15 protein-coding genes are annotated in these 13014 nt (G+C 73.1%); 8 read left to right on the forward strand and 7 right to left on the reverse strand.

Annotated elements, in window-relative coordinates; genetic code table 11:
- Window positions 1–84: 84 nt before the first annotated feature.
- Complete coding sequence (locus tag ABZ948_RS13430) at window positions 85–534, reverse strand: hypothetical protein (protein ID WP_359759191.1); 450 nt, start codon at window positions 532–534, stop codon at window positions 85–87.
- Between the two features lie 235 nt (window positions 535–769).
- Window positions 770–1444, reverse strand: coding sequence for a hypothetical protein (locus ABZ948_RS13435; RefSeq protein WP_359759047.1), 675 nt, complete (start codon window positions 1442–1444; stop codon window positions 770–772).
- 313 nt (window positions 1445–1757) lie between these two features.
- On the opposite strand from ABZ948_RS13435, the gene ABZ948_RS13440 reads away from it, so the two are divergent.
- On the forward strand, window positions 1758–3110 hold the full coding sequence (locus ABZ948_RS13440; protein ID WP_359759048.1) for a diacylglycerol/lipid kinase family protein: 1353 nt from the start codon (window positions 1758–1760) through the stop codon (window positions 3108–3110).
- A 93-nt stretch (window positions 3111–3203) separates the two neighbouring features.
- Here the strand turns inward: ABZ948_RS13440 and ABZ948_RS13445 are convergent, their stop codons facing one another.
- Window positions 3204–3530 (reverse strand): antibiotic biosynthesis monooxygenase family protein, encoded by a 327-nt coding sequence (locus ABZ948_RS13445; protein WP_351345786.1) that lies wholly within the window; start codon window positions 3528–3530, stop codon window positions 3204–3206.
- 118 nt (window positions 3531–3648) lie between these two features.
- On the opposite strand from ABZ948_RS13445, the gene ABZ948_RS13450 reads away from it, so the two are divergent.
- Window positions 3649–4596 carry a TIGR01777 family oxidoreductase gene (locus ABZ948_RS13450; protein WP_359759049.1) on the forward strand — a complete coding sequence of 316 codons (948 nt, stop codon included), beginning with the start codon at window positions 3649–3651 and terminating at the stop codon, window positions 4594–4596.
- Window positions 4597–4729: 133 nt separating this feature from the next.
- Here the strand turns inward: ABZ948_RS13450 and ABZ948_RS13455 are convergent, their stop codons facing one another.
- Both ABZ948_RS13455 and ABZ948_RS13460 read right to left on the reverse strand, forming a co-directional pair.
- Window positions 4730–5620, reverse strand: a complete 891-nt coding sequence (locus tag ABZ948_RS13455) for an SCO4651 family lipoprotein (RefSeq protein WP_359759050.1) — start codon at window positions 5618–5620, stop codon at window positions 4730–4732.
- A 120-nt stretch (window positions 5621–5740) separates the two neighbouring features.
- Window positions 5741–5887, reverse strand: a complete 147-nt coding sequence (locus ABZ948_RS13460; protein WP_198678043.1) for a hypothetical protein — start codon at window positions 5885–5887, stop codon at window positions 5741–5743.
- Window positions 5888–6026: 139 nt separating this feature from the next.
- Between ABZ948_RS13460 and ABZ948_RS13465 the strand changes: the two genes are divergently transcribed.
- A complete protein-coding gene (locus ABZ948_RS13465; RefSeq protein WP_359759051.1) occupies window positions 6027–6455 on the forward strand; it encodes a hypothetical protein in 429 nt (142 codons plus the stop codon).
- 229 nt (window positions 6456–6684) lie between these two features.
- Window positions 6685–8325: a phosphoglucomutase (alpha-D-glucose-1,6-bisphosphate-dependent) gene (pgm, locus tag ABZ948_RS13470; RefSeq protein ID WP_359759052.1), complete on the forward strand. Its 1641-nt coding sequence runs from the start codon at window positions 6685–6687 to the stop codon at window positions 8323–8325.
- Between the two features lie 54 nt (window positions 8326–8379).
- Here pgm and ABZ948_RS13475 read toward each other — a convergent pair whose 3' ends face one another.
- Complete coding sequence (locus ABZ948_RS13475; protein ID WP_359759053.1) at window positions 8380–8871, reverse strand: DUF5949 family protein; 492 nt, start codon at window positions 8869–8871, stop codon at window positions 8380–8382.
- Window positions 8872–9077: 206 nt separating this feature from the next.
- Between ABZ948_RS13475 and ABZ948_RS13480 the strand changes: the two genes are divergently transcribed.
- The gene (locus ABZ948_RS13480) at window positions 9078–9368 is read left to right on the forward strand and encodes a zinc ribbon domain-containing protein (protein WP_031116247.1); all 291 of its coding nucleotides are present in this window, start codon (window positions 9078–9080) and stop codon (window positions 9366–9368) included.
- Window positions 9369–9402: 34 nt separating this feature from the next.
- Here ABZ948_RS13480 and ABZ948_RS13485 read toward each other — a convergent pair whose 3' ends face one another.
- Window positions 9403–10128 carry an ArsR/SmtB family transcription factor gene (locus tag ABZ948_RS13485; RefSeq protein ID WP_359759054.1) on the reverse strand — a complete coding sequence of 242 codons (726 nt, stop codon included), beginning with the start codon at window positions 10126–10128 and terminating at the stop codon, window positions 9403–9405.
- A 65-nt stretch (window positions 10129–10193) separates the two neighbouring features.
- Here ABZ948_RS13485 and ABZ948_RS13490 point away from each other — a divergent pair, with 65 nt between their 5' ends.
- The 3 genes from ABZ948_RS13490 (at window position 10194) to ABZ948_RS13500 (ending at window position 12932) form a co-directional block, all read left to right on the forward strand.
- Entirely contained in the window at window positions 10194–10823 is a 630-nt protein-coding gene (locus tag ABZ948_RS13490; RefSeq protein ID WP_359759055.1) for a flavin reductase family protein, read from the forward strand.
- 386 nt (window positions 10824–11209) lie between these two features.
- Window positions 11210–11695, forward strand: a complete 486-nt coding sequence (locus ABZ948_RS13495; protein WP_359759056.1) for an SRPBCC family protein — start codon at window positions 11210–11212, stop codon at window positions 11693–11695.
- Between the two features lie 229 nt (window positions 11696–11924).
- Window positions 11925–12932 carry a trypsin-like serine peptidase gene (locus tag ABZ948_RS13500; protein ID WP_435857486.1) on the forward strand — a complete coding sequence of 336 codons (1008 nt, stop codon included), beginning with the start codon at window positions 11925–11927 and terminating at the stop codon, window positions 12930–12932.
- Window positions 12933–13014 lie beyond the last annotated feature (82 nt).

Raw genomic sequence — 13014 nt, forward strand, 5'->3', positions numbered from 1 at the left:
CACGAAGGGCCGAACATCACCGCGTACCGGCACCAGGCAGTACTCGGGCCGCACGGCGCGGGCCCCGATCGGTACTGCCGCTCCTCAGCAGCGGAACGTCTGCAACTCGACGGCGTTCCGGGCGGCCCCGGCCACCCCCGGACGCCTGGCCGCCCCCGCCCCGCGGAGGTCCGTACCGCCGCGGTCCACTGCGGTCGCCCCGGCCGTCACGGAACCCGCCCCGGCCGTAACGGAGTTCGCCCCGGCCGCTCCGGCGGTCGTCCGGGGCGTCCGTGCCACCGGCCGCCGGGCGGACGGCTCCTCCTCGCACGGACAGGGCTCCCCGGCCGCCTCGGCCTCGGCGCCCCAGGCCGTGACCGGCTCGGCGTCCGAGACTGTGACGGGCTCGGCGCCCCAGGCCATGACCGGCTCGGCGTCCGAGGCCCTGATCGTCGCGGTGGCCGAGGCCGTGACCGCGCCCTGCGTCGCGCGCCCGCTGTGCGTGAACGCCGGGGCCTCGAGATGCAGCACCAGCAGACAGGCCACCAAGCCCATCACCGCTGCCCATCGTCGCCGCACCATCAGACCCCTGACCTGTGTCCCGGCGGGGGAGTACGAAAGGGATTTCGAGCCCCAGGGGCCGGCACCGGACCTGCCCCCCGACACGGCCGGCCGCGTCTTCCAGTAGGCCGAGCCCGTCCCGCCCCGTCAACCCCTGGTGAGGCGATTGGCCCCACTCGGCCGATTGCCGCCGGAAGGGCGTCGGAAAGCACTGTCGGCACAGTGGCCGTCAGTCGCCCACGCTCAGCACCTCGTCGGGCTTCGGCGGCCGGATGTCGAGGGGCTCGTCGAAGCCGCTGAACGAGGTGGTCGTGTGCTGGGCGCCGCTCTTGTAGACCGTCTTCAGGAGGTACGGCTTGCCCTCGTCGGCGACGTAGAAGGTGTACGTCCCTTCCTTGTCCGCCTTGTCGGTCACGATCAGCTCGACGGCCTCGGTGCCCCCGACGCGGGTGGAGCCGCCCTTCCTCGCGGTGCCGAACGAGTCGAACGGCCGCTCGCAGGAGGTGAGTCCGTCACCGGTGCTGGCCGGGTCCACCGGCGTCTTCACCCACAGCTTCTGCTCGCCGGTGAGGCCCGGGTTGTTCTTCCACTTCTGGAGGTAGGCCCGGTTCGGGCGGACGTAGTCGGTCGTGCCCAGCCGGATCTGCTCCAGGGCACCGCCTCCGGCCCAGGTCGTCCTGGACCGGCACCGGCTGTCGAGGTCGGTGACGAGGTGGCTGGTGACCGTACCTCCGCGCGTGGTGCGGTTGGTGATGTCGACGGTGACGGAGTCCAGCTTCCGCATCGTCGCGTTGGCCTCGTCGAGGATGTCGCCGGCGGATCTGTCCTCCCCGCCGCCTGCACCACATCCCGTCAGGACAGCGCCCGCCAGCAGGCACAGCGCGGTCGTCGTCACGGTAGCCATGGCCCGCACGGAGCCCCCCTGTTGTTCGTGTCGGCCGATGATCAGCAAGGGAGCCTACCCGGCCACCGCCCGGCCGGCCGGGGCCGGCGGACCGGGCGGTGGCCGGAGTGCCCCGGCGCGCGGAACCCGCGCTCGCGGGCCGCGTACGCTACCGGTGGCTCCGCCCCGGGGGATCCGCACGTCTGACGTGCTCGCCGGCCGGGGAGCCATCTGGAACGGCGGTGGCCGAGCCGGTCCGTCGGCGGGCACCATGGGCACGGCCGGGCGCGGTCTCCGGGATCCGCCCGCGCCGGCCCCCGAGCGGAGGGACGAGATGGGATCGGCGATGAGCGAGTGGTACCACCACCGGCAGAGATGGGCGGCCAGGGGAGCCCTGGCCGCAGCGGCTTCGGCCGCGTTGCTGCCTCTCGTCGCCGGCGGTCTGACAGGGCTGCTGCTGCTCGTGGCCGCCCTGGCGGGGCTGGCCCTGACGGCGGCCGCGCTCTGGTGGGTGCTGTCCCGGCGCGGACCGGCCCGCCTGGCGGCGGCCGCGCTGGCCGTCGCCGCGCCCGTCGGCCTCATCACCCTCTTCGCGACCGCGAACCTGCTCTGGGTGGTCTTCGTGTCGCTGCTGCTGTGGTGCGCGGCGGTCTGGAGCGGCCGCTACGCCCTGCGCAGCACCGGTCTGCGTCCGGTCCGGGTGAAGGAGTACCGCACGCCACCGCCGCAGCGCCCCTTCCTCCTGCTCAACCCGCGCTCCGGCGGCGGCAAGGTCGGGAAGTTCGCCCTGCGGGAGAAGGCCGAGGCGCTGGGTGCCCGGGTCGTCCTGCTCGACCCGGAGCAGCACCAGGACGTCACCGCCCTCGCCAGGACCGCGGTGGCCGACGGAGCCGATCTCCTGGGCGTCGCGGGCGGCGACGGCACCCAGGCCCTGGTCGCCGCCGTCGCGGCGGAACACGGGCTGCCGTTCCTCGTCATCGCGGCCGGCACGCGCAACCACTTCGCCATGGACCTGGGGCTGGACCGGGACGACCCGTCCCGGTGCCTCGACGCCCTCACCGACGGCGTCGAGCTCCGCGTCGACCTCGGCTTCGCCGACGACCGTCCGTTCGTGAACAACGCCTCGTTCGGCGTCTACGGGGCCGTCGTCCAGAGCCCCGGCTACCGCGAGGACAAGGTGGGCGCGGCGCTGGAGCGGCTGCCCGAGCTGCTCACCCGGCAGAGCGGCCCGCGGCTGACCGCGAGCGCCGACGGCACGACCATCGCCGACCCGCAGGCCGTCCTGGTGAGCAACAACCCCTACCGCATGGACGATCCGTTCGGCTTCGGCCGGCGCGAGCGGCTCAACTCCGGCAGGCTCGGCGTGCTCGCCGTCCGCGTGGACAGCGCCGTCGAAGCGGCCGAACTCCTGCTGTCCCCGCGCCCGGAAGGGCTCACCGTACTGACCGCGCAGCACGTCGTCGTGCAGGCCGACGCACCGCACCTGGAGGTGGGCCTCGACGGCGAGGCTCTCACCCTGCCCGCTCCCGTCCACTGCCGTATCGCGCGCCGGGCCCTGCGCGTCCGGGTGCCTCGCGACCGGCCCGGGGTCCCCGAGGCGCCACCGCGCCTGGACTGGCGCCGGCTGCGGAAACTGGCGGCCGCTGTGAGCCGGACCGCCGCGCCCTCGCGCTCCTGGCGTACCTGAGCACCGGGCACGAGGCCCCCTGCCGTTCCGGCCAGGGGGCCTAGGCTCGCCTTTTGAGGCCTGGGCCCCCAGCCGACTCCGTCCGGCCGTGGGCTACGCGCCCTTCGGCCCCGCCTGCTGCACCACCTCGAAGGACCACAGGGTCGAGTCGCTCGCCGCGGGCCTGGGCCGCTCGCCGCCCTCGCCGCCGCCCTGGTGCGCGGCCTTCATCGGTCCTTCCATCCACGCCTGGAACGATTCCTCGTCCCGCCACCGGGTGTAGACGAGGTACGTGTCGGTGCCCTCCACCGGGCGGAGGAGCTCGAACCACTCGAACCCGTCGGAGCTCTCGACGGTGTGCGCGCGGGAGGCGAAGCGCTTCTCCAGCGTCTCGCGCTGCTCGGCGGGCACGGTCAGCACATTGATCTTGACTACGCTCATGGCCCCATCTTGCCCGACGGCACGTCTGCACCGGCTAAGGGCCCCGCGTCCCGCATAGGTTTTGAACACGTTCAAATATGGGCTATGGTCGCTCCCACACGTCGAGGGGGAGACCTTCATGAAGATCGTGATTCCCGGCGGGACCGGGCAGGTCGGCACCGTGCTGAAGCGCGCGCTGAGTGCGGCGGGGCATGACGTCGTGGTGCTCAGCCGGCACCCGGCGGGCCCGGGCGAGGTGCACTGGGACGGTGCGACGCCGGGCCCGTGGACGAAGGAGGTCGACGGCAGCGACGTCGTCGTCAACCTGGCGGGCCGCAGCGTGAACTGCCGTTACACCCCCGACAACCTGCGGGAGATGATGGACTCGCGGGTCCACTCCGCCCGGGCCGTGGGCGAGGCGATCGCCGCAGCCGCCCGGCCGCCCCGCGTCTGGCTGCAGATGAGCACCGCGACCGTCTACGCCCACCGCTTCGACGCGCCCCACGACGAGGCCACCGGAGTGATCGGCGGGACCGAGCCGGGCGCCCCCGGCTACTGGGCCTACAGCGTCGAGATCGCCAAGGCCTGGGAGCGCGCGCAGGAGGTGGCCGACACCCCGCACACCCGGAAGGTGGCGCTGCGCGCCGCCATGGTGATGAGCCCGGACCGGGGCGGCGTCTTCGACGTCCTGCTGCGGCTGGCCCGGCTCGGCCTCGGCGGCCCGGTCGCGGGAGGCGCCCAGTACGTCTCCTGGATCCACGACCAGGACTTCGTCCGGGCGATCGAGTTCCTCGTCGCCCGGGACGACATCGACGGCCCGGTCAACCTCGCCGCTCCCGGGCCCCTCCCGCAGCGCGCCTTCATGCGCACCCTGCGCGCCGCGTGGGGTGTCCCGGTGGGGCTTCCCGCCACGCGATGGATGGCCGAGCTGGGTGCCTTCGTCCTGCGCTCGGACACCGAACTGCTGCTCAAGAGCCGCCGTGTCGTCCCCGGCCGCCTCCTCGAAGCGGGCTTCACCTTCGACCGTCCCGCCTGGCCGGAGGCCGCGGACGACCTCGTGCGGCGGCTGCGCGGCGGGCGCGTGTAGCTGAGGCGCGGCGCGTCAGGTGCGGGACGGGCCCGCCTCAAGGGTGCGCCATGGGCCCGCGTCAGGTGCGTGGGATGGGCCCGCGTCAGGTGTGCGGGACGGGCTCACGGCAGAGCTGCGGGGTGGGCCCGCGTCAGCTCTGTCCCTCGCCCCGCTTACCCTGCTTGCCCTGCTCCACGGCCTTGCCGGTCATGTCGGTGACCTGCCCGGCCGGCGGCGCGTCCGCCTCCACCTCGGTGCCGAAGTCGGTGAACTCCATGAGCGTGCGCACCGTGACCTTCTGCGGCGAGGACGAGGCGTCGGCGGAGGACCGCTGCGTCGCCGCGGCCGGCGCGCTGAGGGTCATGTCGAACTGCTGCCGGCGCATCCGGCCCTGCTCGTCGAGCCACACGTCCATCGGCAGCGTCGGGCCGACCTGGCGGCGCAGGGCGTCGCCGTCGGGAAGGTCGGCGACGTCGACCGAGACGCGGTAGTGCGTGGTCTCGACCCCGTCGATCGTCTCCGTGCCCTTCTGGGTCACGTCCTTGTCGGTGATCGCCCTGGCCAACTTCGCGGAGCGGGCGGGGTCGTTCACGGGCTGGTCGCCGGAGCCCTGCTGTGCGGCGACCTTCCCCAGGTCGATCTTGATCCACGGCTTGCCGCCCGGCGCCTGCCCCTTCGGCATCTTCTGGTACAGGACCTGGTCGACCACACGCTGTTCGATCCGCTGCCCGCGTGCCGTGACCGTCATGACGCTGTCGCCGTCGTCCAGGTCCACGGCGCCCTGCCCGTTCGCGGTCATCGACGCGCCCTGTGCCGAGGTCTGCACCCGCAGCTTCACCCGGGCGGTGTCCTCCTCGGCCGTCCTGTCGTAGGCCGAGCGCACCGCTCGCGTGCCCTGCTCCTGAGTGTCGCCCCGCGCCGAGGAACCCGGCGCGGCGTCACCCGTGCCGTCCTCGTCGCCGCAGCCGACCAGCACCGTTCCCGCCAGGACACCGGCGACACCTAAGGCACAGACCTTCCTGCCGTTGCCTGCCCTGCCCATCGAACCAGCTCCTCTCAGGTGTGTGTGATGCGACCCAAGTGCCCATACCGGTCATGAACACACGCACCGGATCGAGGAGTTGGGGGCCGGGCCCGCCCTGGGGCGGGTGGTGCGGTCCCGTCAGCGGCGGCCGCGGAGCTTGCCGAGCAGACGCTGGGCCTGGGCCCGCTTGCGGGGGTCGGCCGCCGCCCGCCGTGCCTGCTCCACCGCACGCCGCCCCTGCGGACTCCGTGCGAACTGCTTGATGCGATCCAGCATTCCGGCCATCACATACCTTCCTTCGCGTTCTGACGTCGCCTTGCTGTAGCTCGCCTACCCCCGCGACGACCTGCTCAGGCACCCGCCCGCCCGGTCGGCGCGCGACCGAACGTGTTTGCCGCCGAAGTCAGGGGCAAGTCGGTGTTCCATGACTGAAGAGAACAAGCGCGCGAATCAGAAGCCGACCACCATACGGGCGACGGAGTCCAAGGCCCGCCGTACGGCGGACAAGGCGACCGCGCCGGCGTCCCGCGCCGCCAAGCAGGCGGCGGGCAAGGCCGGTGAGGCGGCGTCAGCGGCCACGTCCGGCGCCGAACGCTCGGCCGAGACGGCGAAGGCTGCCGCGCAGACCGCGGCCCGCGGTGTCGAGGCCGGCCGCCAGGCGGTCGTCGCCGCGTCGGGCCAGGTTGCGTCCACGGCCAGGACGGCCTGGACGGTCATCGCCCAGCGCAAGCTCGTCGCCGCGGGCGTCGGAGCCGGCCTCACGGCCCTGAGCGCCGCCTCGTACGCCGTGGGCCGCCGCGCGGAACGCGGCACGCACGGCCCGCTCACCCGGATCACCGGCGGGCGGATCTGACCACGGCCGGCACGCCCGGCGTGCCGGCCACGAGGGGAGCAGGCGGCGCGGCGCATCACCGCATCCACGGTGGTCCGTAGCGCCGCCCTCTCGCGTCTCACCGCCGCCGCGTCCGGGGCCCGGCGCACACATCCGGCCGCCCCCGGGGCGCCCCCCTCGCGCGTCACGGCTGTGACGAGGAAGGATGAGACCGCACACGAAGGATCAACCCATGCGGAGGAGCGGGCCCATGCAGCACGAGCGAGCGGGCAGTCCGGCCGGTCCCGGAGATCTCGTCGACGTCGCCCGGCTGGTCACCGCGTACTACGCGCTCCACCCCGACCCGGACGACCCGGGGCAGCGCGTGGCGTTCGGGACCTCCGGACACCGCGGATCGTCGCTGGCGAGCGCGTTCAACGACGACCACATCGCCGCGACCAGCCAGGCCATCTGCGAGTACCGAGCCGACCAGGGCACCGACGGCCCCCTCTTCCTGGGCGCCGACACGCACGCCCTGTCGGAGCCCGCGCGGGTCACCGCCCTGGAGGTGTTCGCCGCCAACGACGTGACGGTGCTGATCGACCAGGCGGACGGCTACACGCCGACCCCGGCCGTCTCGCACGCCATCCTCGCCCACAACCGCGGCCGCACCACCGGCCTCGCGGACGGCGTCGTGGTCACGCCCTCCCACAACCCGCCCGCCGACGGCGGGTTCAAGTACAACCCGCCCAGCGGCGGCCCCGCCGCATCCGACGCGACGTCCTGGATCCAGGACCGGGCCAACGAGATCATCCGGGGCGGCCTGAAGGACGTCCGCCGCGTCCCGTACGCCCGGGCCCTGGCCGCCGCCACCACGAGCCGCTACGACTTCCTGGGCACCTACGTCGCCGACCTGCCCGCCGTGCTCGACCTGGACGCCATCCGCGAGGCCGGGGTGCGCATCGGGGCCGATCCGCTGGGCGGCGCGTCCGTCGCCTACTGGGGCCGTATCGCCGAGCAGCACGGCATCGACCTCACCGTGGTCAACCCGCACACCGACCCCACCTGGCGGTTCATGACGCTGGACTGGGACGGCAAGATCCGCATGGACTGCTCGTCGCCGTACGCGATGGCCTCGCTCATCGAGCAGCGCGACCGCTTCCGCATCGCCACCGGCAACGACGCCGACGCCGACCGGCACGGCATCGTCACCCCGGACGCCGGGCTGATGAACCCCAACCACTACCTCGCCGTCGCCATCTCCTACCTGTACGCCCACCGCGACAGCTGGCCGGCCGGCACCGGCGTCGGCAAGACCCTGGTCTCCTCCGCCATGATCGACCGGGTCGCCGCCGACCTGGGCCGCGAGCTGGTGGAGGTGCCCGTCGGGTTCAAGTGGTTCGTCGACGGGCTCGTCGGCGGCACCATCGGCTTCGGCGGCGAGGAGTCGGCCGGGGCGTCCTTCCTGCGCCGGGACGGCTCCGTGTGGACCACCGACAAGGACGGCATCATCCTGGCGCTGCTCGCCTCCGAGATCACGGCGGTCACCGGCAAGACCCCCTCGGAGCACTACGCCACGCTGACCGCCCGCTTCGGCGAGCCGGCCTACGCCCGGATCGACGCCCCGGCGACCCGCGAGGAGAAGGCCCTGCTCGGCAGGCTCTCCCCGGCACAGGTCAGCGCGGACACGCTGGCCGGCGACGCGGTCACCGCGGTGCTCACCGAGGCACCCGGAAACGGCGCGGCCATCGGCGGCATCAAGGTGACCACCGACAGCGCCTGGTTCGCGGCCCGCCCCTCGGGCACCGAGGACGTCTACAAGATCTACGCCGAGTCGTTCCGCGGCCCCGACCACCTGCGCCGGGTGCAGGAGGAGGCCAAGTCCGTGGTGCTGGCGGCACTGTCCGGCTGAGCACCGGCACGGCACGGCCCGGGCCACGCCATCGCGGCCCGGGCCGTGCGGAGTTCAGCCGCGCAGGCTGCGGGCGGGCAGGACGACATGGGCCGCCGACGTGAGCACGTCCTCGTCGGAGGTGAAGGCGGCCAGCGTCTCGACGTCGTCGGGTTCGGCACCCTCCGGCCACGGGCGGGTGGCGAAGATGAGGTAGGCGTACCCGAGTTCGCCCACGGCCTTCAGCCAGGTCTCCGGCGGGACGAACTGGGACGTGAGGTGCCGCACGGTGAGGACGGCCGACCCGGGCACGACGAGCAGGCCGATCGGCAGGCTCGGCCGCTGGACCGCGTGGACGAGGCCCTCGCCCGGGGGGAGCCCGGCGCCGCGCAGCAACCGCTCGATGGCCGCCGACGTCGCCTCCCGGCCGTTCGCGCCGTCTCCGAGTGAGCAGGCCAGAAGGTAGGGAACGTCCCCGTCGGGGGTCGTGCCCCGCCAGGACAGGACGACCAGGGAGCCCAGGTCGTCGGTGTGCACGGACTGCGTTTCGGGTGAGATCGAGGTCACCGCGGCACCGTACCGGCGCGCCGGAACGCGGCCGGCCCGCTGTCACCCGAGTGGACCACGCTCCGCCGGGCGCTCCACACGAACGAGGGGCGCGGGTACCGGCTCGCACCGGCGGATCGGGATACAGGACACTGGTAGTGGCGACAACAGCTCGGAACCCGCCGGCGGTGTGTCGTCGGGGTCCGACCCGGGGAAGGACCGATCACGTGATCATCTTTGGCACCAAGGGCTACCTGTACCAACTGGCGATACTGACGCTGGTGTGCGGCCAGTGCGGCAACCCCGCCGCGCACACCCTGAGGAAGCGCGTCACGAAGTTCACGCTGTTCTTCGTGCCGCTGTTCCCGGTCTCCACGTCGTACCGCACCCAGTGCACCTTCTGCGGCGCGGAACAGAAGGTGACCAAGGAGCAGGCCGAGCAGCTCCAGGCACAGGACGCGGGCGCCCAGGGCGGCGGCCAGGCGTACGGGCAGCCGCAGCAGCAGCACCGGTTCTGAGCCGGGCGGAGACACCTCGGGGCCGAGGAGGTGCTCAGCCGGCCGTGAGCACCTCGTCCGCCAGACCCAGGTGATGCCGGAAGGCGTCCCGCCCCCGGTCCGTCAACCGGACGACGCGTGAACCATCGCCGTGCACCAGCCAGGACGCATCCAGCGCGCGGTGGAACACGGCGGCGGCCACCGCCCCCGCCAGGTGCGGGCGCCCCTCCGTCCAGTCCATGCAGGTCCGCACATGCGGCCGGCCCGCTGCCGCGACCCCCTCGCCCGCGACGCCGAGGTCCGTCAGCCAGGCACCGCCGGACGCGGTGAGCGCCGGGCCGGACTCCCAGGACAACAGCCCGCGCGCGGTCATGCCGTCGGTGATCGCCACGGCCAGGGAGCCGCCGAGGTGGTCGTAGCAGACGCGGGCGAAGCCCACGGCCCGGTGGCGGCGGGCGGCCGTGAGCGAACGGACCGGGACGAGCCGGCGCGGCGCCCGGGCCGCCAGTGCCTCGATCATCTCCGCGACGCCGGGGTCCGCCAGGCGCACATAGCGGTGCCGCCCCTTGCGCTCCTGTGTCAGCAGTCCGCCGTCCACCAGCCGGTTGAGGTGGCTCGTGGCCGTGGACGGGGCGACGCCGGCGAGGGCGGCCACCTCCGACGCCGTCCAGGCACGGCCGTCGAGCAGGGCGAGACAGATCCCGGCGCGCGTACGGTCGGCCAGCAGCGCGCCCAGGGCGGCGATATCCGGTTCTTCGGCGTGGACGTCAGGGCTGGTCACCGCCCCATTGTCGCCGGGCGACACTTCGACGGCGGGCGAAACGTCCCGCCCGTAGCGTCCTGGGCATGACGAACGACACCCACCTGGTGATTGAGCCGAGCATCCTCTACTTCGGAACCCCCGTGGTCCTGCTGGCCACCGAGAACGCCGACGGCAGCTGCAATCTCGCCCCGATCTCCTCCGCCTGGGCCCTGGGGCAGCACATCGTCCTGGGGCTCGGCAGCGAGAGCCAGACCGTGCGCAACCTCGCCGAGCGCCCGGAACTCGTGGTCAACGTCGCCTCGCCGGAGCTGTGGGAGCACGTGGAACGCCTGGCGCCGCTCACCGGCGCGAGTCCGGTGCCGGAGGCCAAGCGGGCGGTGTACCGCCACGAGCGGGACAAGTTCGGCGCGGCCGGGCTCACCCCGGCCGCGTCCGACCTCGTGCGGCCGCCGCGCGTCGCCGAGTGCGCCCTGCAGTTGGAGGCCAGGGCCCGCGAGCTGACGCCGGGCGGCGCCGGCCTCTTCTTCAGCGTCGAGTGCGAGGTTCTGCGCGTCCACGCCGCCGAACGCGTCGTCGTACCCGGCACGCACCACATCGACCCGGCCTTGTGGAGTCCCCTCATCTACAACTTCCGGCATTATCACGGCCTGGCTCCCGAACTCGGCCACGGGTTCCGCTCGGAGACGGCGAGGACCCCGGCCTCGGCCGCCTGACCGGTGCCGGGGGCGGTGGGCTCGCCCCGTACCGCCCAGGGCGGTCATCCCAGCCGCTGCGGCCGTCGGCTCACCGGTCGCTGCCCGGCCTCCGGACCGTCGGCCTCCCAACCACGACCCCGACGAAGACGCCCGGCGCCCTCCCCCCGGCCGCGGCGGCGACGAAGACCGCGCACGTGAGCAGCCGGAAGGGCACGGTCCAGCGGAAGAAGGCCCGCCAGTCGGCCGGCGCCGCCGGCACGCACGCCGAAGCCCGTGCCCGGCGAGGCACTGATCGGATCGCATGTGGCAACCGCGGCATGCCGGGTACTCGTCGCATCGGGCCCGGACCTGTGTGTGGGCCGATGGGCCTCCTGCAGTCGATCAGGGAAAACGGAGGCATTCAGATGAGCACCGTCAAGGAAACCGTGGAAGTAGAGGTCCCGCTGCACACCGCCTACAACCAGTGGACGCAGTTCGAGGATTTCCCGAACTTCATGGAAGGCGTCGAGGAGGTCAGGCAGCTCGACGACCGCCACAACCACTGGACCACCAAGATCGGCGGAGTACGGCGCGAATTCGACACGGAGATCGTCGACCAGCTCCCCGACGAGCGGGTCACGTGGCGCACGACCAGCGGAGACACCAACCAGAGGGGCTCCGTCCGCTTCGAGCGCGTGGATGACACCCACACCAGGGTGGAGCTCGTGATGGACGTCGAGCCCAGCGGAGCGGCGGAGAAGGCCGCGGACATGATCGGCACGATCGACCGGCGGGTCAAGGGCGACATGAAGCGCTTCAAGCAGTACATCGAGGAGCGCGGAACCGAGTCCGGCGCCTGGCGCGGACGCATCCAGCCGGGCGGCGGCACCGGCCCCGGCCCCGCCCTCTGATCAACCCCGCTCTCCGTCCCGGACCCGGCCCCCAGCGTGGAGGCCGGGTTCTCTCATGCCCGCGTGTGCCTCACGCGGAGAGCGTGTGACGTTTCGGCCATCGTCATGACATGCACCTGTCCCTATCGGTCTCCCGGTGGCACGCTGCCCTCTGGCTGTCCGCAGCGACACCCCTGCCTGACCGGGCGGAGGGACCCTCCGCCCGGCCCCCACAGCAGAAGGAGACCGCGTGATAGGCAGACCCCGTAGCCTCCGTTCGTCCGGCCCCGGCGCGCCCGTTCGCCGCACCCTCCTCGGCGCGCTCGCCGGCATCGCCGCGATGCTGGCGACCGGCGTCACCGCCGCACCGGCGAGCGCCGCCCCCGAACCGGGAACGACGGCACTCACGGCGCAGGAGCGCGCCCGCGCCTTCTGGACCCCTGAGCGGATGCGCGAGGCCACCCCGCTCGACGTCCTGTCCGTCGACCGCTCCGACGTGCCGCCGGCGACGCCGCGCAAGGGCAAGGCGACCGTCATCGCCCCCAGCGCCTCCGCCTCCGCCGTGGGGCCCCTGGCCATTCCCCACAGCGGCGGGCCCTGGTCCGGCGGGGGAGCGGTGGTCAAGACCGCGGGCCGGGTGTTCTTCACCTTCCAGGGGCGCACCGCCTCCTGCTCCGGCAACGCCGTCACCAGCGCCAACAAGTCCACCGTGCTCACCGCGGGGCACTGCGTGAAGATGGAGGGGGCCTGGCACACCAACTGGGTGTTCGTGCCCGGCTACCACGACGGGCAGGCCCCGTACGGCACCTGGACGGCGTCCAAGACCCTGTCCACGCCGCAGTGGACGGCCAGTGAGGACATCAACTACGACATCGGCGCGGCCGTGGTCGCCCCGCTCGACGGGAAAAGGCTGACCGACGTCGTCGGCGGCCAGGGGCTCGCCTTCAACACCGGCTACAACAAGGCCATGTACGCCTTCGGCTTCCCGGCCGCGGCACCGTACGACGGCTCGAAGTTCATCTACTGCAGCGGCACCACCTACCGGGACTTCCTGCTGTCCAGCGACCACGGTATGACCTGCAACATGACCGGCGGTTCCAGCGGGGGCCCGTGGTTCACGCAGTTCGACGAGGCCACCGGGACCGGCCTGCAGTCCTCGGTGAACAGCTTCAAGTACAACTTCCTGCCGAACGCCATGTACGGCCCGTACTTCGGCGCCGACGCGCAGAACCTGTACCAGAGCGCCCAGTCGTCCTGACCCACCGCCCCAACGGGAGCCGGGTCCTGCGCCGCACCCCGGCGGAGGACCCGGCTCCCGGCGTTCCACGTGATCCGCGATG

This window comes from Streptomyces olindensis (assembly GCF_040645895.1).
Classification (GTDB): Bacteria; Actinomycetota; Actinomycetes; order Streptomycetales; family Streptomycetaceae; genus Streptomyces; species Streptomyces olindensis.

Coding starts and splice junctions, on each gene's coding strand:
- ABZ948_RS13430 (WP_359759191.1), bottom strand. CDS start 534: ATGGGCTTGGTGGCCTGTCTGCTGGTGCTGCATCTCGAGGCCCCGGCG.
- ABZ948_RS13435 (WP_359759047.1), bottom strand. CDS start 1,444: ATGGCTACCGTGACGACGACCGCGCTGTGCCTGCTGGCGGGCGCTGTC.
- ABZ948_RS13440 (WP_359759048.1), top strand. CDS start 1,758: ATGGGATCGGCGATGAGCGAGTGGTACCACCACCGGCAGAGATGGGCG.
- ABZ948_RS13445 (WP_351345786.1), bottom strand. CDS start 3,530: ATGAGCGTAGTCAAGATCAATGTGCTGACCGTGCCCGCCGAGCAGCGC.
- ABZ948_RS13450 (WP_359759049.1), top strand. CDS start 3,649: ATGAAGATCGTGATTCCCGGCGGGACCGGGCAGGTCGGCACCGTGCTG.
- ABZ948_RS13455 (WP_359759050.1), bottom strand. CDS start 5,620: ATGGGCAGGGCAGGCAACGGCAGGAAGGTCTGTGCCTTAGGTGTCGCC.
- ABZ948_RS13460 (WP_198678043.1), bottom strand. CDS start 5,887: ATGGCCGGAATGCTGGATCGCATCAAGCAGTTCGCACGGAGTCCGCAG.
- ABZ948_RS13465 (WP_359759051.1), top strand. CDS start 6,027: ATGACTGAAGAGAACAAGCGCGCGAATCAGAAGCCGACCACCATACGG.
- pgm (WP_359759052.1), top strand. CDS start 6,685: ATGCAGCACGAGCGAGCGGGCAGTCCGGCCGGTCCCGGAGATCTCGTC.
- ABZ948_RS13490 (WP_359759055.1), top strand. CDS start 10,194: ATGACGAACGACACCCACCTGGTGATTGAGCCGAGCATCCTCTACTTC.
- ABZ948_RS13495 (WP_359759056.1), top strand. CDS start 11,210: ATGAGCACCGTCAAGGAAACCGTGGAAGTAGAGGTCCCGCTGCACACC.